23 protein-coding genes and 1 tRNA gene are annotated in these 24,444 nt (G+C 49.5%); 14 read left to right on the top strand and 10 right to left on the bottom strand.

What is annotated here, in order from left to right; translation table 11 throughout:
• Positions 1 to 193: 193 nt before the first annotated feature.
• Both KRX19_07090 and KRX19_07095 read right to left on the bottom strand, forming a co-directional pair.
• Positions 194 to 700: an SMC-Scp complex subunit ScpB gene (locus KRX19_07090; protein ID MBV7434790.1), complete on the bottom strand. Its 507-nt coding sequence runs from the start codon at positions 698 to 700 to the stop codon at positions 194 to 196.
• Positions 701 to 711: 11 nt separating this feature from the next.
• Positions 712 to 1,497 carry a segregation/condensation protein A gene (locus tag KRX19_07095; GenBank protein MBV7434791.1) on the bottom strand — a complete coding sequence of 262 codons (786 nt, stop codon included), beginning with the start codon at positions 1,495 to 1,497 and terminating at the stop codon, positions 712 to 714.
• A gap of 102 nt (positions 1,498 to 1,599) precedes the next feature.
• Between KRX19_07095 and KRX19_07100 the strand changes: the two genes are divergently transcribed.
• From KRX19_07100 to gyrB, 7 genes are all read left to right on the top strand, one after another.
• The gene (locus KRX19_07100) at positions 1,600 to 3,003 is read left to right on the top strand and encodes a DUF560 domain-containing protein (protein MBV7434792.1); all 1,404 of its coding nucleotides are present in this window, start codon (positions 1,600 to 1,602) and stop codon (positions 3,001 to 3,003) included.
• Between the two features lie 14 nt (positions 3,004 to 3,017).
• Positions 3,018 to 3,860 carry a 3-deoxy-8-phosphooctulonate synthase gene (gene kdsA, locus KRX19_07105; GenBank protein ID MBV7434793.1) on the top strand — a complete coding sequence of 281 codons (843 nt, stop codon included), beginning with the start codon at positions 3,018 to 3,020 and terminating at the stop codon, positions 3,858 to 3,860.
• A 20-nt stretch (positions 3,861 to 3,880) separates the two neighbouring features.
• The gene (locus KRX19_07110; GenBank protein MBV7434794.1) at positions 3,881 to 5,200 is read left to right on the top strand and encodes a deoxyguanosinetriphosphate triphosphohydrolase; all 1,320 of its coding nucleotides are present in this window, start codon (positions 3,881 to 3,883) and stop codon (positions 5,198 to 5,200) included.
• Positions 5,201 to 5,208: 8 nt separating this feature from the next.
• Positions 5,209 to 6,222 (top strand): multifunctional transcriptional regulator/nicotinamide-nucleotide adenylyltransferase/ribosylnicotinamide kinase NadR, encoded by a 1,014-nt coding sequence (nadR, locus tag KRX19_07115; GenBank protein ID MBV7434795.1) that lies wholly within the window; start codon positions 5,209 to 5,211, stop codon positions 6,220 to 6,222.
• 17 nt (positions 6,223 to 6,239) lie between these two features.
• Positions 6,240 to 7,430 (top strand): hypothetical protein, encoded by a 1,191-nt coding sequence (locus KRX19_07120; protein MBV7434796.1) that lies wholly within the window; start codon positions 6,240 to 6,242, stop codon positions 7,428 to 7,430.
• A gap of 36 nt (positions 7,431 to 7,466) precedes the next feature.
• Entirely contained in the window at positions 7,467 to 8,213 is a 747-nt protein-coding gene (pnuC, locus tag KRX19_07125) for a nicotinamide riboside transporter PnuC (GenBank protein ID MBV7434797.1), read from the top strand.
• A 108-nt stretch (positions 8,214 to 8,321) separates the two neighbouring features.
• The gene (gene gyrB, locus KRX19_07130; GenBank protein ID MBV7434798.1) at positions 8,322 to 10,724 is read left to right on the top strand and encodes a DNA topoisomerase (ATP-hydrolyzing) subunit B; all 2,403 of its coding nucleotides are present in this window, start codon (positions 8,322 to 8,324) and stop codon (positions 10,722 to 10,724) included.
• A gap of 118 nt (positions 10,725 to 10,842) precedes the next feature.
• On the opposite strand, the gene KRX19_07135 is transcribed toward gyrB, so the two are convergent.
• On the bottom strand, positions 10,843 to 11,427 hold the full coding sequence (locus KRX19_07135) for an RNA pyrophosphohydrolase (protein MBV7434799.1): 585 nt from the start codon (positions 11,425 to 11,427) through the stop codon (positions 10,843 to 10,845).
• 345 nt (positions 11,428 to 11,772) lie between these two features.
• Between KRX19_07135 and KRX19_07140 the strand changes: the two genes are divergently transcribed.
• On the top strand, positions 11,773 to 12,000 hold the full coding sequence (locus KRX19_07140; protein ID MBV7434800.1) for a (2Fe-2S)-binding protein: 228 nt from the start codon (positions 11,773 to 11,775) through the stop codon (positions 11,998 to 12,000).
• Between the two features lie 15 nt (positions 12,001 to 12,015).
• On the opposite strand, the gene bfr (KRX19_07145) is transcribed toward KRX19_07140, so the two are convergent.
• The 5 genes from bfr (KRX19_07145) to KRX19_07165 form a co-directional block, all read right to left on the bottom strand.
• On the bottom strand, positions 12,016 to 12,492 hold the full coding sequence (gene bfr, locus KRX19_07145) for a bacterioferritin (protein ID MBV7434801.1): 477 nt from the start codon (positions 12,490 to 12,492) through the stop codon (positions 12,016 to 12,018).
• A gap of 10 nt (positions 12,493 to 12,502) precedes the next feature.
• Positions 12,503 to 12,967, bottom strand: a complete 465-nt coding sequence (gene bfr, locus KRX19_07150; GenBank protein MBV7434802.1) for a bacterioferritin — start codon at positions 12,965 to 12,967, stop codon at positions 12,503 to 12,505.
• A 227-nt stretch (positions 12,968 to 13,194) separates the two neighbouring features.
• The gene (gene pyrC / locus KRX19_07155) at positions 13,195 to 14,229 is read right to left on the bottom strand and encodes a dihydroorotase (protein MBV7434803.1); all 1,035 of its coding nucleotides are present in this window, start codon (positions 14,227 to 14,229) and stop codon (positions 13,195 to 13,197) included.
• 119 nt (positions 14,230 to 14,348) lie between these two features.
• Positions 14,349 to 16,109, bottom strand: coding sequence for a PDZ domain-containing protein (locus KRX19_07160; GenBank protein ID MBV7434804.1), 1,761 nt, complete (start codon positions 16,107 to 16,109; stop codon positions 14,349 to 14,351).
• A 79-nt stretch (positions 16,110 to 16,188) separates the two neighbouring features.
• Complete coding sequence (locus KRX19_07165) at positions 16,189 to 16,473, bottom strand: hypothetical protein (GenBank protein MBV7434805.1); 285 nt, start codon at positions 16,471 to 16,473, stop codon at positions 16,189 to 16,191.
• A gap of 145 nt (positions 16,474 to 16,618) precedes the next feature.
• On the opposite strand from KRX19_07165, the gene KRX19_07170 reads away from it, so the two are divergent.
• From KRX19_07170 to KRX19_07185, 4 genes are all read left to right on the top strand, one after another.
• The gene (locus tag KRX19_07170) at positions 16,619 to 16,936 is read left to right on the top strand and encodes an ATP-dependent Clp protease adaptor ClpS (GenBank protein ID MBV7434806.1); all 318 of its coding nucleotides are present in this window, start codon (positions 16,619 to 16,621) and stop codon (positions 16,934 to 16,936) included.
• A 13-nt stretch (positions 16,937 to 16,949) separates the two neighbouring features.
• Positions 16,950 to 19,253: an ATP-dependent Clp protease ATP-binding subunit ClpA gene (gene clpA, locus KRX19_07175; protein ID MBV7434807.1), complete on the top strand. Its 2,304-nt coding sequence runs from the start codon at positions 16,950 to 16,952 to the stop codon at positions 19,251 to 19,253.
• A gap of 9 nt (positions 19,254 to 19,262) precedes the next feature.
• Positions 19,263 to 20,015 carry an SDR family NAD(P)-dependent oxidoreductase gene (locus tag KRX19_07180; protein ID MBV7434808.1) on the top strand — a complete coding sequence of 251 codons (753 nt, stop codon included), beginning with the start codon at positions 19,263 to 19,265 and terminating at the stop codon, positions 20,013 to 20,015.
• Between the two features lie 202 nt (positions 20,016 to 20,217).
• Positions 20,218 to 20,460 (top strand): DUF3079 domain-containing protein, encoded by a 243-nt coding sequence (locus KRX19_07185; protein MBV7434809.1) that lies wholly within the window; start codon positions 20,218 to 20,220, stop codon positions 20,458 to 20,460.
• A 22-nt stretch (positions 20,461 to 20,482) separates the two neighbouring features.
• On the opposite strand, the gene KRX19_07190 is transcribed toward KRX19_07185, so the two are convergent.
• Positions 20,483 to 21,271 carry an alpha/beta hydrolase gene (locus KRX19_07190; protein ID MBV7434810.1) on the bottom strand — a complete coding sequence of 263 codons (789 nt, stop codon included), beginning with the start codon at positions 21,269 to 21,271 and terminating at the stop codon, positions 20,483 to 20,485.
• 22 nt (positions 21,272 to 21,293) lie between these two features.
• A complete protein-coding gene (gene uvrD / locus KRX19_07195) occupies positions 21,294 to 23,465 on the bottom strand; it encodes a DNA helicase II (protein MBV7434811.1) in 2,172 nt (723 codons plus the stop codon).
• Positions 23,466 to 23,581: 116 nt separating this feature from the next.
• On the opposite strand from uvrD, the gene KRX19_07200 reads away from it, so the two are divergent.
• Positions 23,582 to 23,658, top strand: a tRNA-Met gene (locus KRX19_07200).
• A gap of 87 nt (positions 23,659 to 23,745) precedes the next feature.
• The gene (locus KRX19_07205) at positions 23,746 to 24,363 is read left to right on the top strand and encodes a DUF882 domain-containing protein (GenBank protein MBV7434812.1); all 618 of its coding nucleotides are present in this window, start codon (positions 23,746 to 23,748) and stop codon (positions 24,361 to 24,363) included.
• The last annotated feature ends 81 nt before the right edge of the window (positions 24,364 to 24,444 follow it).

Consider the following 24,444-nt stretch of genomic DNA (forward strand, 5'->3'; position numbering starts at 1 on the left):
CACTCCACCATTAATGCGTTATGAATTTAATAGCGGGCAATGTAACGGTATATTGTTACGACTTTATGTCAGTAGAATCTCACGATACATATAACTATGCATCAAAAAATGTACGCAATATCAATTTCACCATATTGTTTTTACTAAATTAATATTAAGCGTAGAGCTTGATCACAGCAATTCGCTGCTTAGATTAGGCGTCTAGATCATCTGCATTGGGCAAAATAGGCAGTTCATCAGCCGAACGCAGTGAAAAATCCTGTAAAAACCGTTCGGTGGTTGCGAGTAAATCCGGCCTTCCAGGCACTTCGCGCTGCCCGATCACTTCAATCCACTGCACATCAAACAACTGGCGATAAACACCACTGCTGGTCGTCACCCCGCGAACCGCATCAATATCCGCACGGGTGACGGGTTGATTGTAGGCAATATAGGCAAGCGTTTCCCAAAATGCACGTGAATAGCGCACCGGCTGTGCTGCTGCAAGTGCAGCTGCATCGTCAAAATAGGCTTCACGCAACTGCAAGCGCCAACCGCCGCGCACTTCCATAACCACCATCGCGCTGTTTGCGTAAGCAACGGTTAACTCGCCAAGGGCATCACTAACCGCAGCCTCATCTGCAGCCAATACACCAGACAGAGTTTTGAGCGATAACGGCTCATCACGGGTAAAGAGCAGCGCTTCAATCCGACGAAACAATGGCTGTGCCACTACGCCACCTCCGCTCGTGCTTGCATATAGACTGGCGTAAACAGCGCCTCCTGCTGCCACTGCAACTGCTGGCGCTTGTCGAGTTCTAGCATTGCCATCAACGACACCACTAACCCACCACGCCCCTCATCTGCCGTATAAAAATCGTGCAATCCGTGCCATTCATCTTCATTAAGTGTTGCCATCATCATGTCCATACGTGTAGCCAGTGACCAGCGCTCCTTTTCTACAGCATGCGCCTTGCGCAGCGCTTGACGCGACAATAAACGCTGCATCGACAACGCCAGCAAATCCAAATCAGCTGTCGGTGGTTCAGGCGGCGCACTATTAACTGGCACACTGTGTGCCGACAACAACGTTCCATCACCGACAAATGCCATCAAAGACAGCTGCTCTGCCGCTTTACTGTTCTGCGCATATTCAAGCAATTGCGCCGCGAGGTCCGCGCGTGGATCTTGCTCAACATCATCGTCATCACTCATCGGAGGACGTGGCAACATCATGCGTGCCTTGATTTCCGCTAGCGTGGCCGCCATCAGCAAGTATTCTGCAACCACAGTCATGTCGCTTTCCTTCATTGCGTCCACATAAGCAAGATACTGCTCGGTGATCATCGCCACCGGAATGTCGAGAATATCAATATTGTGCTTGCGAATCAGATAGAGCAACAAATCCAGCGGCCCTTCAAACGCGGTCAGCAGGACGCGCAGCGCTTCCGGCGGGATATATAAATCCTTCGGCATACGCTCAAGTGGCTCGCCAAAAACGAGTATTTGTTGTTGCATTTATTTATCCATAGCAGTATTTATAGAATCGATCATTCTCAGCAAGCAAGTGGCTACCCCATGAGATATAATACTGCACTTGTTTTCGCTACCGGCAATATTATGCAACGACACAGCCCTCTTTTCCTCGCAATAATACTGATTGGAAACTTGGCCTTCGCACAAACTCAACTAGATAATGATCTACTCATCCCCTCAGACTCACCCAAGCCTGGTGATAAAGATTTTGTGCCTCCACCAAAACAGCCGAAAGAAGAAAACATCATCGATGAAGCCATGTTACGCAGCAACCCTCTATTGCTTGCTAAACTACTAGATCAAGCTGTCATGACTGGGCAAATCGAAGCTGTCGTCGCACTCTTACCATTATATGAAGAAGTCTCCAATAAAGATGAACAACTGGCGCGTTACGCACGTGCAGCAGTAGCGCAGCGCGATGGTCGCACCAAGGATGCCATCCAGATTTACCGAGAAATGCTCGCTGAAAATGGAGATCTCCCGCCAGTACGACTACAACTCGCAATGGCACTTGCGGCAGATCGACAAGATGGCGCTGCTGAGGATCAATTCATGCGCCTGCGCCATGAAGAGCTGCCAGCCGAAGTGAGCCAACTCATTGACCAACAGCTAACCAGCCTTCAAGAGCGCCGCGAATGGTCATTTAACTTTTCTTCATACTATCAGGCTGATAACAACATCAATAACGCACCGCCACAGCGGCAAATGGCATGGGGAAATGGCACACTAACCTTTGCCGAACCAGTCAAAGCAAAGGGCTTTCATTACTACGTTAGCGCTGACAAGATGATTCCTATTGATGGCGGCGTCTTTGGAGGTATCAATGCCAGCATCAGCGGCGACCATTGGAATAAATCCGACTATAATGATATGAATATCACACTTGGCACGACACTCGGCTGGCGTGATACACGGCGTAACGCTCGTGTAAACCCCTTTGTTCGTCGGCGAATCTTTGCTGGAGAGGCCTATTCAACCAGCGTTGGAGTGAATCTTGGCGGTGATTACTGGGTAACGCCAAACTGGCGTCTATCAACCAATGGTTTACTGAGCAACACCAAGCACGACAAGCGAACATTCCTTGACGGCAACCAATACTACGGTGGCATCAGTGCCCTATACGCACCAACAGCCGGCCGTTACTTTTTCGGCGGTGTAGGTGCTTACCGAAATGCAACCGACGATCCATCCGATACTTATAACCGCCCTAGTATTAACCTAGGCTGGGGAGAAGAGTGGTCACATGGCATATCTACCCGCCTCTCTGGCAGTATCAGCAAACGTAGTTATGCAGGCCCTGATATCTTCAATATCAAACGTGAAGATAGAGAATATAGCGTAAGCTTCAGCATTTGGAAGCGAGACTGGCACTTCTGGGGAATCACCCCCAAGCTCAACCTTGATTGGTCAAAAAGCACCAGCAACCACTTTTACTATGATAATAAACAAAGTAAAAATGCCTATATTGAATTTTCTAAGCTTTTCTAAATAAGGTTTACGCCATGATTACATCTGTTGCTATTAATAACCAGCTGACCATCGCCAACGACCGTCCATTTACATTATTTGGCGGTATGAATGTGCTCGAGAGCCGAGAGCTCGCGCTGAGTATTTGCGAACACTACGTAAAAGTGACTGACAAGCTCGGTATTCCTTATGTATTCAAAGCCTCATTTGATAAAGCCAATCGTTCATCCATTCACTCCTACCGTGGACCTGGTATGGACGAAGGCCTGGAAATTTTCGCCGCAATTAAAAAAGAGTTTGGCGTCGCACTGATCACCGACGTTCACGAACCACACCAAGCTGCACCAGTTGCAGAAGTGGTTGACGTCATTCAGCTGCCCGCTTTCCTCGCACGACAAACTGACCTCGTCGTTGCCATGGCCAAGACAGGCAACGCAATCAACGTCAAAAAACCACAATTTTTGGCAGCACATGAAATGCGCCATATCATCAAGAAATTTGCCGAAGCTGGTAACGAGCGCGTCATGCTCTGTGAGCGCGGCAGCTGCTTCGGCTATAACAACCTCGTCGTCGACATGCTCGGCATGGATGAAATGAAAACACTCGCGCCAGTTGTCTTTGACGCAACCCACGCGCTACAAAAACCCGGTGGTCGTGCAGACAGCGCTGATGGGCGCCGCCAACAAGCAGCTGAACTTGCTCGCTCAGGTATGGCTCTTGGGCTTGGAGGCCTGTTTATTGAAGCACACCCTGACCCTAGCCAAGCCAAATGCGACGGCCCTTGTGCGCTACCGCTCGACCAACTCGAGCCTTACCTGCGCCAAATGCAGGCCATCGATGAGCTGGTCAAGTCCTTTCAACCACTCAACATAAGCTAATCATCATGACTTCATGGCGCATGCTGCTTTCTGCACAAAGAATTGGGCAAGCAGCACAACCCGAAGCTTCTGTACGATCTGAATTTCAGCGCGATGGCGACCGCATTATGTTCTCTGCGGCCTTCCGCCGCATGCAAGACAAAACTCAGGTCTTTCCACTGGAAAAGAATGACTATGTGCGCACTCGCCTGACGCATTCACTGGAGGTTTCATGTGTTGGGCGAAGCCTTGGCAGTAGCGTCGGTACGCAACTATTAAAACGCAATCCTGACCTCAGAGACCACGGTATCCACGCCTCCGATATTGGCGACATTGTCGCCGCTGCCTGTCTTGCACACGATATCGGCAACCCACCATTTGGTCACTTCGGTGAACAAGCCATGCGTGATTACTTCATCAGCGGCAATGGCAAAAATATCATTCCACTGCTAGACAGTGAACAAGAAGCCGCAGATCTGCACGCTATTGAAGGCAATGCACAAGGGTTTCGCATTATTAATCGTCTTGAAAGCCCTGATACCCGTGGAGGACTACGCCTTACCGCCGCGACACTGGCAGCGACCAGTAAATACCCTTGCACAGCCTACGCCCAACGCGAGGTTGGGCTGAAAAAAAATGGTTGCTACCAAGATGACATTGAAGACTTTTCCAGCATTTTCAACTCACTTGGCTTGGCTCAGATACACCCGCAAGCATGGCAACGCCATCCACTTTCTTTTCTCATGGAAGCCGCTGACGACATCTGCTATCTAATTGTTGATATCGAAGATGCCTATCAAGTAGGCCAAATCGACCACCAAACTGCGCTTAAGAAGCTCGAAGCACTTGGAGGGGATCTTGTTGATCCTAGCCGCTATAGCAGCATGAGCAGCAAAAGCGACCAACTCAGTTACTTGCGCGCCAAAGCCATCGGTAAACTCGTGCACGAAACCGTTGATCAATTTTGGGCTGTTGAACCAGGATTGCTGAATGGAAGCCATACAGACGCTCTGCTCAAAAATATTCCTTCCATTAATCAGCTCAGTGAACTACGCACCTACGCAGCAAACTACATTTACGTCTCACGCCCTGTCGTCGAAGTACAAATTGCCGGGCACCGTATTCTCACTGGCCTACTCGATTTCTTTTGTACCGCAACAGTTAACCGACACCGTGAACTGACCACTGGCAAGCGCCATGATGAAATGATACTTGCCCTGCTACCACAGCGTTACAAGCGCTATAACGACAGCCTTTACCAAAAGCTACTCGGCGTCTGTGACTATATCACTGGCATGACTGACTCTTATGCAGTCTCACTGTATAAGAAACTCACCGGCATTTCCTTACCAGTTAACTAAGGACTTTTATGAATAAGCCTACTACCGGCTGGATCATTGGTCATTTTGAACCTCTGCATCAAGGCCACATCAAGCTGATACAACACGCCGTCGGCTTGGTAAACCAGCTTCATATCGTCATATTGAACCATCCGAATCCAAACCCTGATTATCCAGTTACTTTGCAAGACAAAGCCCGCTGGTTACAGCGTGCATTCCGTGCCTTCGACTTTGTACAGCTGCATACTTACGACATGATCAACATTGATCCGAGTGCCAAAGATGCCCAAGCCAAGCTCAAACAGCTACGAGAAGCCTGCGGTATCAGTGCCAAAGCGCGCCTGATCAGTGACGAAAGCCACCCGTGGCGTGAGCACTTACCCCCTGAGCGGCTTATTTTGTTACCACGCCACGACCGCTACGACACAGACACCATCCACAACGACCCAGTCAACCACTGGCACTATATTCACCCTACCGCACGACGCAACTACACACAAACCGTCGTCGTTGCCGGCGGCGAAAGTTCCGGCAAAACCACGCTGGTACACAAACTTGCCAACCGCTTCCTTGCCGACTACGTCCTCGAACTTGGTCGCCTCTATGTCGACTACGACCTCGGCGGCAGCGAACTTGCCCTGCAATACAGCGACTATCAGCGTATCGCCATCGACCATGCCAAAGCAGTCAATAACGCCCTCGAAGCACCCAAAGCTCCGGTCACTATTATCGACACCGATTTCGTCACCACTCAGGCATTTTGTGAAATCTACGAAGGACAAACCGATCCTACCGTTGCAACTTTCATCGATCAAATGCGCTTCAGCCACACCATCCTGCTCAATAACAACACCGTGTGGGTAGATGACGGATTGCGCTCACTCGGCAGTGAGCAACAACGGCAAACGTTCCAAAACAAACTCAAGGAAATCTATACCCGCCACAGCATTAAATGCCATGAAATACACGATAGCGGCTACCACGCTCGCTACGAAAATGCCGTAGATTACATCGTGCAAAATATCTATAACGGCAAATCCTAAACCTTTGCAACCCCATCATGGCAAAACTATTTTTTACGATATTTCTGCTATTTATTGCCACTACCACGTGGGCTGAAGATCCTGCCACGACCCTCTACCTGCTCGGCTACGACATTCCGACCGAGCAGCGTCAGCAAGTAGTTGCGCAAGATGTCGCTGCGATCAAAACCGATATTGCCGAACGTAGCAAAGCCCCATTGTGGCGCATCATTCAAGGCAAAGAAGCACCTCCCTACCCACAACCCAGCCGCGATACCTATCCCAATATCGATCTCCGTCCTTTAACGCTGTGCCGTAAAGTTAATGATTGTCCGCAAGATATTGCACAAAATCCACAATCTTTCCACGATAGCCTTAAGACACTTGCGCCCGTTCTGCGTGATATTGACGACCTACAGCACAGCCCGAGTGCTGCACTGCATACGCCATTTCAGGGCGAACTCGCCACCTTTCACAGCCCTATCCCTGCGTATCAATACCTCATTCAACCACTTGTCACCCGCAACGCCATTATGCTGCAAGATGATCTCGAACAAGGCACTATCCAAGCCTGCATCAGTATCAACTTCGGCAAAAACCTCATTCGCAGCCAAAGCAACCTCGTCCAATCCATCATTGGCGCGACGCTGATCGACTACAACCTCGATCTACTCGCACATTACCCTCAACGTAACTTACCTGAGCAATGCCAAAGTGCATTACAACCACTCGATAGCACTACCATCAGCCTATGCCCACTGATGCAATACGAGACAAACCTGAATACCAACATCATCCATACCTTGCCTAACATTCCTTTCCTGCTCAGTCATAACCACACTATTGCCCTTATGGACGAACAGTATGCACAGTACTGCAGCAATATATGGCAACAAAATATTTCCCTTGATCACATTGCAACCGCAGTGATCACAGACCACACACCACGCAAACAGTGCCTACTCAATACCATTGGCTGTATCTTGAACGACATCGAAAAACCCGATTACAGCGCCTACCAAAACCGCCTGCAAGACAGCAACGCCTACCTGCGCCTTTGGCAAGCTGCACATGACCCTGATTGCCAGCAAGACCCCACTGCCTATATTGCAAAAATTGCCCCCACCTGGGCTGAACAACGCAACCTTCATCTTGACGACAATCGCCTTACAATCAACACATACAACAGGCAACGCCGTAAACACATCAGCGTCGCTTGCCAACCTTAACCCTTTCTTTCTCTGACTCACACAAGGAAACTACGCATGAATATCCTCGATAAAATCACCGGACCTTGGCAACGCCAATGGGCTATTCTTTGGTTCATTTGCGGCGCTATCGCGCTCAGCGCAGGCTTTTGGTACAGCACCGATCACAGCCAGCTTGAAATTATCAAGCTCATCGTTGCGCTGATTGGGCTGGTCTGCGTTGTTGCGCTGGCCTTCCGCCGTAACATTGCCGGTAACGGCCTTGGTATCACCGCCAACGTCGGCGAAATCTTCGTACAGGGTCGCAGCGGCGCAACCGGGCTGATGCTCGCACCCATTTTCTACCTCACCACCCATCTCTACGGCCTCTACTACTGGCATAAAAATGAAGATGGCGACGGCAACATGATTCCACGCAAAGCTAACGCTACCGTGTGGATCATCACCGCCATTTTTATCGCAGCTGGGCTTGCCGTATTCCCTTGGGTCAACGAACAGCTTCAACAATACAGCTTCATTGAAAGTGGTAGTGATACTGCGATCAGCTTTGCTGGCATTAATTTAAGCTGGTATGCAATTAACGTGATTGCATTCGTTCTCGGCGTCACCGCACAAACTACCATGATTCTGCGCTATTCATTTTCATGGGGCATCTGGATACTGGTTAATTGCGTGTGGCTAGCAGTCAATATTGCCAACCACAACACCATTTTTGCCATCCAAACCATCGTCTATCAAATTAATGCATTTATCGGCCTTTACGAATGGTGGCAAAGCAGCCGTAAAACAACTGTGAAGCGCTAAATTTCACGTTTAAAAACATAATGCTATTTTGACAACAAACGGGCATATCCAGTACACGGATATGCCCGTTTTATGCTATAATGCTCCTTTTTGCCGGATAACAAAAATATGAGCTACGATTCGTCCAACATTCGCGTCCTGAAAGGCCTCGAAGCGGTGCGTACGCGCCCAGGCATGTACATCGGTAACACAGACGATGGCACAGGCCTGCACCATATGGTTTTTGAAGTCGTGGACAACTCAATTGACGAAGCATTAGCCGGCTACTGCTCGGAAATCAACGTCATTATCCACCAAGATGAATCAATCACCGTACGTGATAATGGCCGTGGTATCCCAGTCGATCACCATGCCGAGGAAGGCCGCTCTGCAGCCGAAGTCATCATGACTGTCCTGCACGCCGGTGGTAAATTTGACGCCAACTCCTATAAAGTTTCAGGTGGCCTGCACGGCGTTGGTGTTTCTGTCGTTAACGCCCTCTCAGAACGCCTGATTCTGACCATATGGCGCGATGGCAACAAGCATCAGCAGACCTACATTCACGGCGAACCACAAGCACCACTGGCCGTCATTGAAAGTACCGATCAGACTGGTACAGAAATCAATTTCCTGGCCAGTACAGAAACCTTCGGCACCGTACAATTTGACTACGAACAATTAGCCAAGCGTTTACAAGAACTCTCCTTCCTCAATGCCGGTGTCCGTATCGTCCTTACTGACGAACGCACCAGCCAGGAAAAAGTCTTTGAATACGATGGTGGCGTTAAGGCATTCACCGAATACCTCAACCGCAATAAAACCCCAATCCACCCAACAATTTTCTATTGCAGCACTGATAAAGATGATGTCACTGTCGAAATCTCTCTGCAATGGAACGACAGCTTTGCTGAAAACGTCTACTGCTTCACTAACAACATCCCGCAGCGTGACGGCGGCACCCACATGGCTGGCTTCCGCGCCGCCATGACGCGCACCTTAAATGGCTATATTGAAGAAGAAGGGCTCAATAAAAAACATAAGATCAGCACTTCTGGTGATGATGCACGTGAAGGACTGACTGCTATCGTCTCAGTCAAAGTACCCGACCCAAAATTCTCCTCACAAACCAAAGACAAATTGGTTTCTTCTGAAGTCAAAGGTATCGTCGAAAGCGTCCTTTCTGAAAAGCTCAAAGAATTCCTTTACGAACACCCACAAGAAGCCAAAATCATCGTCAATAAAATGGTTGATGCGGCCCGTGCGCGTGAAGCTGCACGCAAAGCACGTGAAATGACAAGACGTAAAGATGTCCTCGACATCGCAGGCCTGCCCGGCAAACTTGCAGACTGCCAGGAAAAAGACCCTGCACTCTCTGAAATATTTATTGTAGAGGGTGATTCGGCAGGTGGCTCGGCCAAGCAAGGTCGCGACCGTAAATTTCAGGCCATTTTGCCGCTTAAAGGCAAGATCCTTAACGTCGAAAAAGCGCGCTTTGATCGCATGCTTGGCTCTGCTGAAATTGGCACGCTCATCACAGCATTAGGTACCAGCATCGGCAAAGAAGACTTCGACCCGGACAAACTGCGCTATCACCGCATCATCATCATGACCGATGCGGACGTCGATGGCGCTCACATCCGCACCCTGCTACTGACCTTCTTCTATCGTCAGATGCCGGAGCTGGTTGAGCGTGGCCATATCTATATTGCCCAGCCGCCACTCTACAAAGTCAGTAAGGGCAAACAGAAGCAATACATCAAAGATGACAATGAACTAAACGAATTGCTGCTCACTCAAGCATTGGACGATGCACGGCTACACGTAAGTGCCGACGCACCTGCAATCAGTAAGGAATCTTTTGAGCAACTCGCGAGAGACTACATTACCCTTGAAACCATGATTAAACGCTTATCGAGCCGCTATGACCAGCGCGCTCTGAAAGCATTGATCGAGACGACGACTTTAACTCGCGAACACTTCAATGATCGCGACGCACTCAATGAATGGCTAGTCAATTTCCAAAGCCATCTTGATCGCTTTGCAGAACCCGGCATCACTCTGAAAGCTGAAATAACCGAAGGTAGCAGCGCTACACCACGTATTCATATTCAGATAGAGCAACACGCCAACCTGATCCACAATTATTTTGACGTCAATTTTGCTGATTCACCCGAATACCGCAAAATTGCTGCGTATGGCCAAGAATTGACTGGGCTACTGCAAGAAGGCGCATACTTTGAAAATAGCAAGAACCGCGTTGAAGTCGCATACTTTAGCGATGTCATTAAAGCGCTATTTGCTGAAGGTAAAAAAGCTTACGACATCCAGCGCTATAAGGGTCTTGGTGAAATGAACCCGGAACAGCTTTGGGAAACCACCCTTGACCCGAACGTACGCCGTATGTTGCAGGTTAAAATCAACGATGCGCGCCTCGCGGATGAACTCTTTACCACACTGATGGGTGAAGAAGTTGAGCCACGTCGCGCCTTCATTGAGGACAACGCCATCAACGCCAGCAATATTGATATTTAAGTTAAAGTATCACACTTGCAAAAAGCCCCCACTTGCCGCAAGCAAGTGGGGGCTTTTTTTGATCTATCTCAAAACAACGTCAAACGCTAGATTAGATACGATCTAGCCCTAGCTAGGATTAGCGTGAACGGGAACGCTTGGCAAATGACGGTGCTTTACGGCGCTTATTAGATGGATCGCGCTGCTTATCGACCGGCTCTTTACGCGCAGATGACGGCTGCGCCAAATTAGGCACTTTACTTGCTAATTCATCAAGAGCCTGCTTGTATACTTTACGCTTGAAATGTACCACTTGATTAGCTGGCGACCAGTAATCCACCCAGCACCAATCATCAAACTCAGGCTTTGAGCAAGCTGCCAAATTCACATCATTATCGCTGGTGCGCAAACGCAGCAAATACCATTTTTGCTTTTGCCCAATACACTGCACCATACCGGGGCGACGCCGACGACGATAACGCACAGGCAAACGATATTTAAGCCAGCTTGACGTCTCAGCAATAATCTCAACATGCTCGCCTTTTAAGCCAGTTTCTTCGTATAGCTCACGCAACATTGCCTGCTCAGCCGATTCACCAGCATTCACACCACCTTGTGGAAATTGCCACGAATCTTGCCCACGACGCTTGCCCCAAAAAGCTTGGCCGTGCTCGTTGACGATAATAATAGCTACATTAAAACGATAGCCCTGCTCGTCAAAAATACTTTCTTCTAGTTGATTATTATCCATGTCGGTATTGTTTCACAAGTACCTGTTTAGCACAATAAGACAGCCCTTAAAGGACGTTATAAATAGGCAAATAGATAGGCCAGGAGAAAGGCATTAAGATTATTTTTATGGTGAAAGTAGTGGCTGCCCAAATAATACGCGCGTAATCAACGACACAATAACCTATAAATTAAAGTAAACATTATCTAACAAGCCATAAACATGACAAATCATCACAATAAAACGGATTAATTCTTTACTTGATTTATACCCAGATCAAAGGTTAGGATGCATCTTTAATTAATAATCCATCCTATTAAGATCATCATCCGGTTTTTCATGTATATCTGCATTTGTCGAAAAATAAGTGACCACGCAATTATCAAAGCCATTGAACATGGCGCGGATAATCGCGTTGCGCTGATTAATGCGCTCGGCGTTGGTACCGGCTGTGGAAAATGTCTGGACGCCGTGGACGAACTAATCAGCGAATACGCTCATCACGGCAAAAACGCCGGCCAGCCTCAAGCCGTACCGACGTTATTCACACCTAAGACAGCAGCGTAATTACAACTGCTATATTTAGCTTGCTGAGGAAACTGCCCTTTGCAGGTAGTTTGGCAAGCTTAGATTTTCAATCAGGTCTTGCTGTGTTTCTAGCCAGTCGACATACTCTTCAACGTCGTCAAACAGCTTTTCGACCAAATCACGCGAGACGTAATCTTCTTCCTTTTCCAAGGTCGTAATCGCATCGCGCAAGCTCTTGTGCTGATCACGCGCAACTTTCAAATCGCATTCGATCGCTTCTTGCACATTCTCACCAATGAATAACTTGCCGAGATCCTGCAGATTAGGCAATCCTTCAAGCAGGAAAATACGCTCAATCAAGTCATCAGCGTTCTTCATCGCCTGAATAGACTGCTTATACATCACTTTACCGAGTGATTCATAGCCAAAGTTCTTCAGCATGCGTGCATGCAGAAAATATTGGTTAATCACCGTCAGTTCGTGGCGTAACAAGCCATTGAGGGTGTCAAGTACTTTATCCGTCGTTTTCATGGCGCAATCCTTACGACTGGCTTTGCAGATAGTTTTGCAAGCCCATATCGTCAATTAGGCGCAACTGCTGCTCAAGCCAGTGTGCGTGATCTTCTTCTGTATCTTTCAATTGAACAACAAGCAGATCACGGGTGACATAGTCCTGATGTTCTTCGCACAACTTGATACCGCGCTTGAGGTTATCGCGTACGCGGTATTCCAACTCAAGGTCTTTTTGCAACATTTCAGGTACGCTGCTGCCAATATCAAGTTTTTCAACCTGCATATTTGGCGTACCTTCAAGCATTAATACACGGCTGATCATGGCGCTGGCATGCTCAGTTTCATGCTCCATTTCGTGGTTATTGGCTTCATACAACTTGGTATAGCCCCACTCCTGATACAGGCGTGAATGGATGAAATACTGATCACGCGCAGCCAGTTCGCCGCCGATCATTTCATTCAAATATGCAATAACTTCTGGATGACCTTTCATGTTTTTTACCTTTACTAATTTAAGTGTGCGGCGAATATGACGCACAAAACAGCAAAGGTCAAAAAAACTTTAAAACTCAATAGTTTCAAAAAAGTCATTATTTATATCCATTTGATTAAAAATGGATTTTAATTCTTATCAAGAACCATTATCTTGTCTATTTCTAATTGCAATAACTTTTACTGAATAAAAATAACTTTTAATTGAGCTTTATTTAACAACCATTCTTATTCTTCAATCCGCCATTCCCATGTCAGCCCGGCCAAGAATGGTACAATTTCACTATCGCCATAAGGTAATGAGTCAGGGAAGGTATTAGCCTGCCTTACCAACGTGACCTCACCTGAGTTATATGGCAAGCCATAAAAGTCGGCACCATAGCGGCTGGCAAAATTTGCTAATTTATCCAGTGCATTCATTTCGTCGAAGACTTGTGCGTACAGTGCCAGAGTCGCATGTGCGGTATAGCAGCCCGCGCAACCACAAGCATTTTCTTTAGCGTGACGCGCATGTGGGGCACTGTCGGTGCCGAGGAAAAAGCGCGCATCGCCACTGGTTGCCGCTTCGCGTAAGGCTTGGCGGTCATCTTCCGTTTTAAGGATCGGTAAACAATAGTAATGAGGTTTCACCCCACCGACCAGCAACGCATTGCGGTTAAACAGCAAATGCTGTGCGGTAATGGTCGCAGCTGTGTTGCCATCTGTTTGTGCCTGAACAAACTCAACTCCGTGCCGTGTAGTGAGGTGTTCAAGTACCATTTTGACGTTCGGGAAACGCGCGCGCAGAGGCGTCAATACGCTGTCAATAAACGTCGCTTCACGGTCAAAAATATCAATATGATCATGCGTCACTTCACCGTGAATCAACAACAAAAGCCCCGCTTGCTCAATTGCTTCAACGATGGGATAAATCGCTTCGACACTCGCCACACCTTGTGCGGAATTGGTGGTTGCGCCTTTGGGATACCACTTCACCGCGACGATGCCGGCATCCTTCGCCGCTCTGATGGTTTCAGGTGTCAAACTATCGCTTAAATACAAGCTCATTAGTGGCGTAAAGTCCGTACCATCAGGCACATGCGCCATGATGCGTTCGCGATAGGCAAGCGCTGCTTCAACTGTATCAACAGCCGGCGTGAGGTTTGGCATCACCAAAGCCCGTGCACATTGCTTTGCAGCATCAGGCACGGTGCGCGACAGTGCATCACCATCGCGCAAGTGAATATGGAAATCGTCTGGGGTAGGAATGGTGATGCGGTTCATGATGATCTATCCTTCAGTCTATCTATAGATGGAGCGTACAAAATGGGTACAGCAATTCATAATGGCTTGGCATTAAGCTACAGTTTAAGTCAGCCATACCCGTTTTGTAGGCGTAACGGTCAATCTGCTTGTTTCAACCAAGCGCGGCGGCGTGCTTGCGTAGCTGCATCAGCTTCGCGTACAGGCTCAATACAGGCTTTGTCTTTCAGCGCGCCTTCAAGCTCAACCGTAAAGTGATGCAAAATGCCGTCTCGGAATACGTGTATATCAGCATCGCGACCTGATTCACTCTCAAGCAGACAGCGGCGCAACATTGCTTCGCTGGCAACAATATTATCAACCGCAACCAACTCATCATCAACGGCAATACCTGCTCTAGCAGCAGATGATCCCTCATCAAGGCGGGTCACGCGCAATTTGCCATGATCATCACGCCAACGGAAGCCCGGCTCACTGCTCGCTGCTTTGCCCTGTACACTATCAGCTTTCATGGAAAGGTGCATGCCGACCGCAGCCAAGCTTTCAGCCAGCGGTAATGGTTCTAGGCTGTGCAAGCCTCGCTGCAAGAATGCGGTAAACTCTCCCTCAACTTCTTTTGGCAACTGACCAGAAACAATCTCAACAAAACGTGCCTCGGTCATGCCCTGTCCATCTTCGCTGTACTGCTGCCAAGCACCGCGCAATACACTGGCAAGGCTGATATCGTCATCACTTTGGGTACGCAAGAACATATCTAGGCAAAATGCAAACAGCGCGCCATGCACGTAGTAATTGGTGCTGCTGTTGAGTGCATCTTCACCGCCGTTGTAGAGCTTCGTCCACGCTTCATAGCTGGAATGAGCCAGCGTTTGATGCTTGTGCCCGCGGCGACGAGTGTGGTTGGTGATGTCATCAGCGAGCAACTGCCAATAGTGCTCTTCTTTAATGACGCCACTTTGCACCAGCAGCAAATTGTCAAAATAGGCGGTAAAGCCTTCGAAGAACCACAGCATTTCGCTCGGCTGTTCTTGGCGCACATCATAAGGCTGGTAATCGGCTGGTTTGAGGTCTTTGACGTTCCAAGTGTGGAAGTATTCATGCGAGAACAAACCGAGCAGACGGATATAGTTCGGGCTAATCGTACCATCGGTACGCGGCAATAATGCGCGCGGTGCCATTAGCATGGTTGAACTGCGGTGCTCCAACCCACCATAGACGTTATCTGTCGCATGCAACATAAAGCAATAATCTTGCGTCGCCTTCGGCCAGCCGCCAAACATGTCGTGTTCCGCGATACAAATTTTGCGCGCATCATCCACTAAACGCTCAAAATCATAATCCCACTTCGCACCACTGACGACCAATTCATGGCGCTTGCCGTACACATCAAATTCTGCGTGTTGCAACGCTGCACCAAGCATCAGTGGCGTGTCAATCAAATGATCGTAGTCATCGCAGCATACGCGACCATTAAGCGCCTCTGCACCATACCATTGCCAACCATCGGCAAGTGCCAATTCGATACGGTGCACCATATCTTCCATGCCTTCCACGGCAATGCACGTGCAGCACGGGTTAATGATACCGCGCTCATGATCGAGATAATTACCACGCACGGAAATATCACGCGCATACACGTTATAGGTCAGTACCAGCTCTTTTGCACCTTGCGGCACAGATACTTGCCATGTACTCGGATTGATCATCTGCCACGGCAAAACTTCACCACCACTTTTTGCCGTCAAGTTGCGTAGGTACTTGGAAAAGTCGCGGCGAGTATAACTACCGGGAATCCATACCGGCAAATATAACGTATATTCTTGCCCGCCACTAACCGGCACACGCTGCTCAACATTAAAACGATGTCCACCGTCAGCTGCTGTAATTAAATAATCAATCATTATTCTGCCTATATGTTTCGCAAAGTGCGCATTCTAACGCAGTTAGAAACGCTAAAACACAGCCAATCAGTAACCGTTCTCAAAAGTCAGTGAACAATATAAAGCCCAATGGCAAGAGCAAAAAGATGGCGTACCACAGCGCAAGGGAATCACCAAAACGCCGCAGCAGAACGAAATATCCCCAAGCGAACAGCCCCTTAACTGCAAATGCAGTCAACGCTGCATTCACGGAAAAAGTACCAGACATCACTAGAGCCAATAATCCCGCCAATACCGCAAATCCTAAAGCCCAATAAAAGGCTGGGGCATCATCCAATTCCCCTTGATAGCGCCCTATCCCCATCATGATCAACATTTCCAGCATATTAAGCGCCTGTATATTGTTTAAACTGATCAGTATTATAGATCAACCCCTAACCTAACACATTGGCAAACATCAAAAGCATGTAGCCGCTTGCAAAGTACAATTTTGCCTCCATAATAAACTGACGATAAAAAGGATTGCATCCATGAGCAAATACCAGACATTTACTGACGCAGAAGCCGATACCCTACTTGACGAACCTGAACTGGAAGAACCACAGCTCTACGATGTACTGCTGCTAAACGACGACTACACCACGATGGACTTCGTGATTGATGTCCTCATGCACTTCTTCCGCAAACCCTACAGCGATGCTGAGCGGATCATGTTCGAAATACACGAGCAAGGATCAGCCATTTGCGCCACGTACTGTCGTGAGATTGCCGAAATGCGCGTCAAGCAGGTCATTGACCACGCTCGCGCGCACGATTTCCCACTGCTTTGTGTGATGCAGCCGCACTGAACCGGAGAACACCATGCTATCAACCGCATTAGAACAAGCCATTGACCGCGCTTTCCGCAGTGCGCAAAGTGCACATCACGAATTTTTAACCCTCGAGCACCTGCTACTTGCCCTGCTCGATGAAGCAAGCGTCACCGATGCCATACTCTCACTTGGTGGCGATTTGGTTGCCCTGCGTGAGGACATCAACCGCTATATCGAAGAACACAGCCCCAAGCTCGACATCAGCGATGGCGAGCGTGCAACCCAGCCGACCATCACCTTTCAGCGCATGATCCAGCGTGCCGTCCTCCATGCGCGCAATGCAGGAAAGAAAGAAGTCAGCTGCCTCAACGCACTAGTTGCGATCATGAGCGAACGCGACTCTTATGCCGCATTTTTTCTACGCAAGCAAAACATCCAGCGCCTCGACCTTATTACTTACGCCACCCACGGCCGCCCACAAGAAAGCAGCGACAGTGAAGAGAGCAGCGAAAATGGCGACGAGAAAGCCAAGCCTCAGCGTAAAAGTGCTTTGGAAGAATTTACGGTCAACCTTAACGCAAAAGCCGAGGCCGGCAATATCGACCCGCTAATTGGCCGCCAAGCCGAAATCGAGCGCACCATCCAAAGCCTGTGCCGCCGCCGCAAGAACAACCCTATCTTGGTCGGTGAGGCAGGTGTGGGTAAAACTGCAATCGCTGAAGGATTGGCCAAAGCCATCGTCGATGGTGACGTACCTGATATTCTCAAAAAAGCCACCATTTACAGCCTCGACATCGGCAGCCTGCTTGCCGGCACCAAATACCGTGGCGACTTTGAAAACCGCATCAAGGCACTACTAACCGAGTTAGCCAAAATCAAAGGTGCAATTTTGTTTATTGATGAAATCCACACCATCATTGGTGCCGGTGCGACTTCGGGCAGCACCATGGATGCATCGAACCTGATCAAGCCGGCACTATCAAATGGTGAGCTGCGCTGCATTGGCGCAACCACTGATCAGGAGTTCCGCCAGATTTTCGAGAAAGATCACGCCCTAGCGCGCCGCTTCCAAAAAGTGGACGTCACCGAACCGAGCATTGACGACGCCATTGCCATCCTGCAAGGGCTCAAGTCGCGCTACGAAGACTTCCATGACATCACCTACCTCGATGAAGCACTCGACGCAGCCGTGCGCCTCTCGAACCGTTATCTCAACGAGCGCCGCCTGCCAGACAAAGCCATCGACCTCATCGACGAAGCCGGTGCACGCACCCATCTCGCGCCTCAAGACGAGCGCGAAAGCGTGATCAATGCGCTTATGATCGAGCAATTGGTCGCTTCAATGGCGCGTATTCCTGAGAAGAGCGTCAGTCAGGATGACCGCAATTTGCTGCGCACCCTTGAGCGCGACCTCAAAACCGTCGTTTTCGGGCAAGACGAAGCAATCGACAATCTCGCCTCAGCAATCAAGCTGTCACGAGCCGGATTGCGCGATCCTGAAAAGCCGATTGGTGCTTTCCTGTTTACCGGCCCGACTGGCGTTGGTAAAACCGAAGTTTGCCGCCAGCTTGCACATGTGCTTGGCATTAAACTCTTGCGTTTTGATATGTCCGAATACATGGAATCGCATACCGTGTCGCGCCTGATTGGTGCACCTCCAGGCTATGTCGGCTTTGAACAGCAAGGTCTGCTTACCGAGCAAATTCTCAAAAACCCGCACGCGGTGCTGTTGCTCGACGAAATTGAAAAAGCACATCCGGACATCATGAACCTGCTGCTGCAAATCATGGACCACGGACGCATCACCGATGCTAACGGCCGCGAAGTGAACTGTCGTCAGTTGATTATCGTGCTGACCAGTAACGTCGGCGCCTTTGAAATGGACAAAAACCGCATCGGCTTTGCGCAAGCCAACAGCAAAGATGCTGCCAACGCGCAATCCGAGGCTGCGATCAAGCGCTATTTCAGTCCGGAATTCCGCAATCGCCTCGATGCAATGATTCGCTTCGCACCACTCGACAGCGACACTATTGTTCACGTTGTTGACAAATTCATCATTGAGCTTGAACAGCAGCTCGAAGAAAAGCGCGTCACCATCAGCCTCAACCCTGAAGCCAAAGACTGGCTTGCCAAGCATGGCTACGATCCCAAAATGGGCGCACGTCCAATGGGTCGCCTGATCCAGAAGCACATCAAGCAGCCACTTGCCGAGCAATTGCTGTTTGGTAGCCTTGCTGAGCACGGTGGGCACGTCGATATTGTGATCAAGGACGACAAACCCGAGCTGGAGTGTCGCGCAAATCGTGGCGAAGAAAATACAGAAGCTGAAGAAACCGATAACCGTTACGTCTAGGAGAAAATCATGCTATTTCTCGTTACCGGCGCCAGCGCAGGCTTTGGTGCTGCAATTACTCGCCGCCTCGTAAGCGATGGGCATCGTGTCATCGCCACTGCTCGTCGCTTGGATAAGCTGCAAGCCCTCGCTGACGAACTCGGTGATGGCGTCCTGCCGTGGCAACTCGACGTCTGTGATTATGACGCCGTCGCAGCACTTCCAAACACGCTACCCGAAGCATGGCGCAATATTGATGTACTGGTCAATAACGCCGGGCTCGCACTCGGTCTCGAACCTGCGCACAAAACAGAGCTTGATGAATGGATGACGATGGTCGATACCAACGTCAAAGGCTTAATTGCCCTCACCAGAGCAATCCTGCCATCGATGGTCGAGTGTAAAAACGGATTGATCATCAATATCGGCTCTATCGCCGGTACATACCCCTATCCCGGCGGCAACGTCTACGGCGCAACCAAAGCCTTTGTCCACCAGTTCAGCCTCAATCTACGTGCCGATTTAAGTGGCACCGGTGTGCGCGTCAGCAATATCGAGCCGGGACTGGTCGGCGGTAGTGAATTTTCCAACGTCCGCTTCCGTGGTGATGACGCAAAAGCCGCTGCGCTCTATGAAGGCGCACATGCCCTGCAACCGGAAGACATTGCCGAAACAGTGGCATGGATTGCTGCCCTGCCCACGCATATGAACGTCAACGCAATCGAGATTATGCCAACCACACAATCCTTTGCACCATTGACTGTTTTCAAAGAAAACACTTAACGGACACTGACAGCTACCTGTAGAGCCCACACCGCGTGACGGATGCCACAAAACACATTATCGGTTTTGAGTGCATCCGTACCATAACTTGGACTTGCTAGCGGGTTAATCAGTGTCTTTCTTTATACCTTGATAATACATCAAATTGATAGATTAACACTTTATTCATAAATATAAGCTCATGCAGATTTATAATATCCGCATGAGCAAAAAATTCCCCTTACATCCATCACAACCAGAAAAGCGCTGTTGGGGCTGTGAACTGTATTGTCCCGCACATGATCTGCAATGTGGTAACGGGCAATCGCGGATGCAACATCCTTGTGAAGCACTCGGTGATGATTGGTATGAACACGGTGATTGGGGCATCGAAATCGACCCAGACGACCCAACCAGCTGCCGCTTTGTTGACCCTAAAACCGCTAATCAGAAATCACGGCATTAACATTGCCGGAGACCTGACAGCATCACTGATGTAAATTCCCTAAAAAAATTCGTAATGCCTCGCTATATCCCGCCATTTCTGGCACTTGCGCATGGATGCAGGCAAAGCCTTCACGCTGTTTGATTTTGGCCGCACTGGCCTTGAGTAGCGCACGCGAATGCCACGGGCGGATCAGCTGATCTTCTTTGGCGTAGAGAATGAGCGTCGGCGCATGGATTTTTTTAATCCGTTTGCCATTTTGTAAATGCCCATTCAGCGTCCACAACAAATCAGCATAGACGCGCAAACCATCCCACATCGGGACTTCCAGTATCAATGCGCGCACCGGATCATGATCAAAAGCCAGTTGTGTGGCGTTACTCGTACCGAGTGAGCGGCCATAGACGACAATCTGCGCCGCACTATAGCCCTGCTCTGCAAGATACTTCCACGCCAATGCACCGTCCTCACGCATATTGGTTAGCGTCGCTTTGCCATCGCTGTAACCATAGCCACGGTATTCATAGGCGAGCACTGGCATGCGAACAATCTCACTCAGCTGTGCCAAGCGCTCGCCAATATCACTCAGTAACTCACCATTGCCGTGCTGATAGAGCAATACGTTGGTACTGTCTGCATAAGTATCACGACCGAACCAGCGCATTTCAATGCACTCACCATTACGGTGCTCTAGACAGAATGTATCCTCAGATAATTGGCGACTGATCAATGGCGGATTAAAGCTCAAGCGTGGTGCCAGAATCCAAAAAGCAAAGCCCCACACCAGCAAATACACGGCAAGTGCGATCAATATCAGCCATACAATCACCATAGCTCTACCCGCTTATGTCCGTTCAGCATTTTTCCAGCTTGGCATACGCCAATACCAGCCATTTTTCCCCGGCATCGCTAAAGTTAACAAGTACCCGCGCATGGTCACCACTGCCTTCGAGCATCATCACAAAGCCTTCACCAAATTTGGGATGGCGCACCGTATCACCGTGACTAAATGGCGCGCTGCTGCCTTGTGGCGTCTCCGAACGTGGTGCTGCATACCGTGCGCTGGTAATGCCGGCAAATACCATTGGGCGTACGGAAATGACCAGTTTGTCGGGAATTTCGTGGATAAAACGCGATGGTTGTGGATAGCTTTCCTGGCCTTGGAAACGGCGACGCTCGGCAAAGCACAAGGTCAGCTTGCGCTCGGCACGAGTCATGCCCACGTAAGCCAAGCGGCGTTCTTCTTCAAGCCGCTGTGGCTCTTCCAATGAACGCGAGCTCGGGAATAATCCTTCCTCAACCCCGACCATAAATACATTGGGAAATTCCAGCCCTTTAGCGCTGTGCAAAGTCATCAACTGTACACTGTCGCTACCTTCTTCGGCCTGTCCGTCACCGGCATCGAGCGCTGCTTCAGCGAGGAAATCCATGATCCGGTCACTGTCCGGATCGGTGCTCGCATCGACGTAGCTACCAGCGTTGATCAATTCATCGAGGTTATCACGGCGCGTTTCGCTTTCTTCTTTACCACTCTCCTCATGCATTGCGTACAGGCCGCTGTCCTGTACCGCTATTTGCAAAGCTCGCTTGAGCGATTTGTCCTGCGCGACTGATTCGGTCATGCGGCGAATCAAATCAACGAAGCCCAATAAGGCATTACGCGCACGACCACTGAAATGACGGCTCAACATCGCGTCATCAGCAATAATTGCCCACATTGACGATCCGGCTTCGCGCGCCAGTTCACGTACTTGCGCGATAGTCTTTGCGCCAATACCGCGCGTCGGTGTATTAATCACCCGCTCCAACGCACCATCATCAGCGGGCTGCATGGTCAGGCGTAAATATGCCAGCGCATCCTTGACTTCGGCACGCTCGAAGAAGCGCAAGCCGCCGTAAACGCGATACGGCAAGCGGTTTTGCAAGAACAGTTCTTCAAAGACGCGTGATTGTGCATTAGAACGATACAGCACGGCACATTCGCTAAAGCTACCGCCATTATTCACCCAATGCTGAATCTGCTCGGTGACATAACGCGCTTCGTCGTACTCGTTGATTGCCGGATAAATGGTGATCTGCTCACCCGACTCGCCATCACTCCACAGCGTTTTGCCGAGTCGCGCGCTATTCTGCGCAATGACGGCATTGGCTGCGTCTAGAATGGTCTGTGTCGAGCGGTAATTCTGCTCAAGGCGGATGGTTTCGAGTTTAGGAAAATCATTTTCAAGGCTCAAGATATTCTCGACCCGCGCACCGCGCCAGCCGTAAATCGACTGATCGTCATCACCAACCACAAACAGCTTTGCCCCGCCCGCACAAAACAACTCAACCAGACGAAACTGCAATGCATTGGTATCCTGAAACTCATCGACCAGCACCGACTGAAAACGGCGCTGATAATCCTTGCGCACGTCTTCATGCTCACTGAGCAACTCAACCGTCAGTAGCAGCAGTTCGGAAAAATCCATCGTCCCTTGTCGGCGACAAACCTGCTCATACTCTTTATACAAGTCGCGGATCGCTATATCCATCGGATGCGAAGAAGCTGGCACGTCATCCGCGCGCAAACCTTCCTCTTTATAGGCATTGATTTGCCATGCCATCTGCTTGGGTTTCATCATCGATTCATCCCAGCTGCGCGCGCGCATCAAGCGCTTAACCATACGCTGCTGATCATCGCTGTCCATCACCACAAACTGCTCCGGCCAGCCCATACGTGGTGCATGGCGGCGCAGAATGCGCAGGCAAATACCGTGGAATGTGCCCATCCACAGCTGCCCCATCGGTCTTGCCAAGGCTTGCTCAAGGCGCTGACGCATCTCACGCGCTGCCTTATTGGTAAAAGTCAGTGCCAACAAGCCGTACGGCGAAATACCATCAACAGCCATCAGCCATTGCATGCGCTGCACCAATACGCGCGTCTTACCACTGCCCGCACCGGCAATCACACGCAACGCTCGTGCCTCACTGGTTACAGCCTGGCGCTGCGCATCATTTAAGCCCTCAAGAATCTCACTAACATCCACTATACTGCCCCGGTCAAATCCAATACGCCATTGTAGCCGATGCACGATATAAGAAAAAATGTAAAAAGCAGTTGACTTGCGCTCACTCACTCGGCATAATGCCGCGCTTTCAAGATGGCTACGTAGCTCAGCTGGTTAGAGCACATCACTCATAATGATGGGGTCCCCTGTTCGAATCAGGGCGTAGCCACCATCTTGAAAATGCCAACAGACATTTCGCATTGCAATATCTTCGCATGCACGTTATATTACCAAGCTGAATAAAAAACACGGTAAATTTATGACGCAATCTCACGAGCATCATCCCGTCACTCATGCAGATTTTGAACACGGTTCAGAATGCCCCTGCTGCTCACGCTCACACCGTCGCACATTCATTAAAACCCTTTCCGTTGCTAGCGCTGGTATTATTTTGCCCAGCGAATGGGTTAAGGCTGCGACAACGCGCGAACGCCTGATCAAGATGCACAACCCTCACACTGGTGAAAACTTGCGTACCATCTATTGGGCGCCAGAATTTGGCTACATTCAGCCGGCCATGAATCAGATCAATAAATTTTTTCGCGACTTCCGTGAGAATGCAATCGTTCCGATCGACATCGACCTGCTGAATATTCTTAACTATATTCAGGTCAACGTTGGTCAGCGTCGCACACTTGAATTACACAGTGGCTACCGCTCCCCAGCGACCAACCGCAAACTCGCCAGCCGTTCGAACAATGTTGGCAAGAAAAGCTACCACATGCGCGCGCAAGCGGCCGACATTTCAGTCAAAGGCCTCAGCTCTCGTGAATTAAAAGCCATTGCCAAGCGTATTAACGGCGGTGGCATTGGTCAATATCGTGGTTCTAATTTTATCCACGTTGACAGTGGCCCAGTTCGTGAATGGTACTATTGATTGCTCGACTAAATACAACCATCAAAAAAGCGCCCGTTTAAAGGCGCTTTTTTTACATCTCAATTTTATTGCTCTAAAGAG

The organism is Cardiobacteriaceae bacterium TAE3-ERU3, assembly GCA_019218315.1.
In the GTDB taxonomy this organism is placed as follows: domain Bacteria; phylum Pseudomonadota; class Gammaproteobacteria; order Cardiobacteriales; family Cardiobacteriaceae; genus JAHUUI01.

What these genes read in the sequence shown, in the direction of transcription:
- KRX19_07110 (MBV7434794.1), top strand. Translation starts at nt 3,881, where the DNA reads ATGCTGCTTTCTGCACAAAGAATTGGGCAAGCAGCACAACCCGAAGCT.
- gyrB (MBV7434798.1), top strand. Translation starts at nt 8,322, where the DNA reads ATGAGCTACGATTCGTCCAACATTCGCGTCCTGAAAGGCCTCGAAGCG.
- KRX19_07095 (MBV7434791.1), bottom strand. Translation starts at nt 1,497, where the DNA reads ATGCAACAACAAATACTCGTTTTTGGCGAGCCACTTGAGCGTATGCCG.
- KRX19_07180 (MBV7434808.1), top strand. Translation starts at nt 19,263, where the DNA reads ATGCTATTTCTCGTTACCGGCGCCAGCGCAGGCTTTGGTGCTGCAATT.
- clpA (MBV7434807.1), top strand. Translation starts at nt 16,950, where the DNA reads ATGCTATCAACCGCATTAGAACAAGCCATTGACCGCGCTTTCCGCAGT.
- KRX19_07170 (MBV7434806.1), top strand. Translation starts at nt 16,619, where the DNA reads ATGAGCAAATACCAGACATTTACTGACGCAGAAGCCGATACCCTACTT.
- bfr (MBV7434801.1), bottom strand. Translation starts at nt 12,492, where the DNA reads ATGAAAACGACGGATAAAGTACTTGACACCCTCAATGGCTTGTTACGC.
- pnuC (MBV7434797.1), top strand. Translation starts at nt 7,467, where the DNA reads ATGAATATCCTCGATAAAATCACCGGACCTTGGCAACGCCAATGGGCT.
- KRX19_07120 (MBV7434796.1), top strand. Translation starts at nt 6,240, where the DNA reads ATGGCAAAACTATTTTTTACGATATTTCTGCTATTTATTGCCACTACC.
- bfr (MBV7434802.1), bottom strand. Translation starts at nt 12,967, where the DNA reads ATGAAAGGTCATCCAGAAGTTATTGCATATTTGAATGAAATGATCGGC.
- nadR (MBV7434795.1), top strand. Translation starts at nt 5,209, where the DNA reads ATGAATAAGCCTACTACCGGCTGGATCATTGGTCATTTTGAACCTCTG.
- KRX19_07140 (MBV7434800.1), top strand. Translation starts at nt 11,773, where the DNA reads ATGTATATCTGCATTTGTCGAAAAATAAGTGACCACGCAATTATCAAA.
- pyrC (MBV7434803.1), bottom strand. Translation starts at nt 14,229, where the DNA reads ATGAACCGCATCACCATTCCTACCCCAGACGATTTCCATATTCACTTG.
- KRX19_07205 (MBV7434812.1), top strand. Translation starts at nt 23,746, where the DNA reads ATGACGCAATCTCACGAGCATCATCCCGTCACTCATGCAGATTTTGAA.
- KRX19_07165 (MBV7434805.1), bottom strand. Translation starts at nt 16,473, where the DNA reads ATGCTGGAAATGTTGATCATGATGGGGATAGGGCGCTATCAAGGGGAA.
- KRX19_07190 (MBV7434810.1), bottom strand. Translation starts at nt 21,271, where the DNA reads ATGGTGATTGTATGGCTGATATTGATCGCACTTGCCGTGTATTTGCTG.
- KRX19_07160 (MBV7434804.1), bottom strand. Translation starts at nt 16,109, where the DNA reads ATGATTGATTATTTAATTACAGCAGCTGACGGTGGACATCGTTTTAAT.
- kdsA (MBV7434793.1), top strand. Translation starts at nt 3,018, where the DNA reads ATGATTACATCTGTTGCTATTAATAACCAGCTGACCATCGCCAACGAC.
- KRX19_07185 (MBV7434809.1), top strand. Translation starts at nt 20,218, where the DNA reads ATGAGCAAAAAATTCCCCTTACATCCATCACAACCAGAAAAGCGCTGT.
- KRX19_07100 (MBV7434792.1), top strand. Translation starts at nt 1,600, where the DNA reads ATGCAACGACACAGCCCTCTTTTCCTCGCAATAATACTGATTGGAAAC.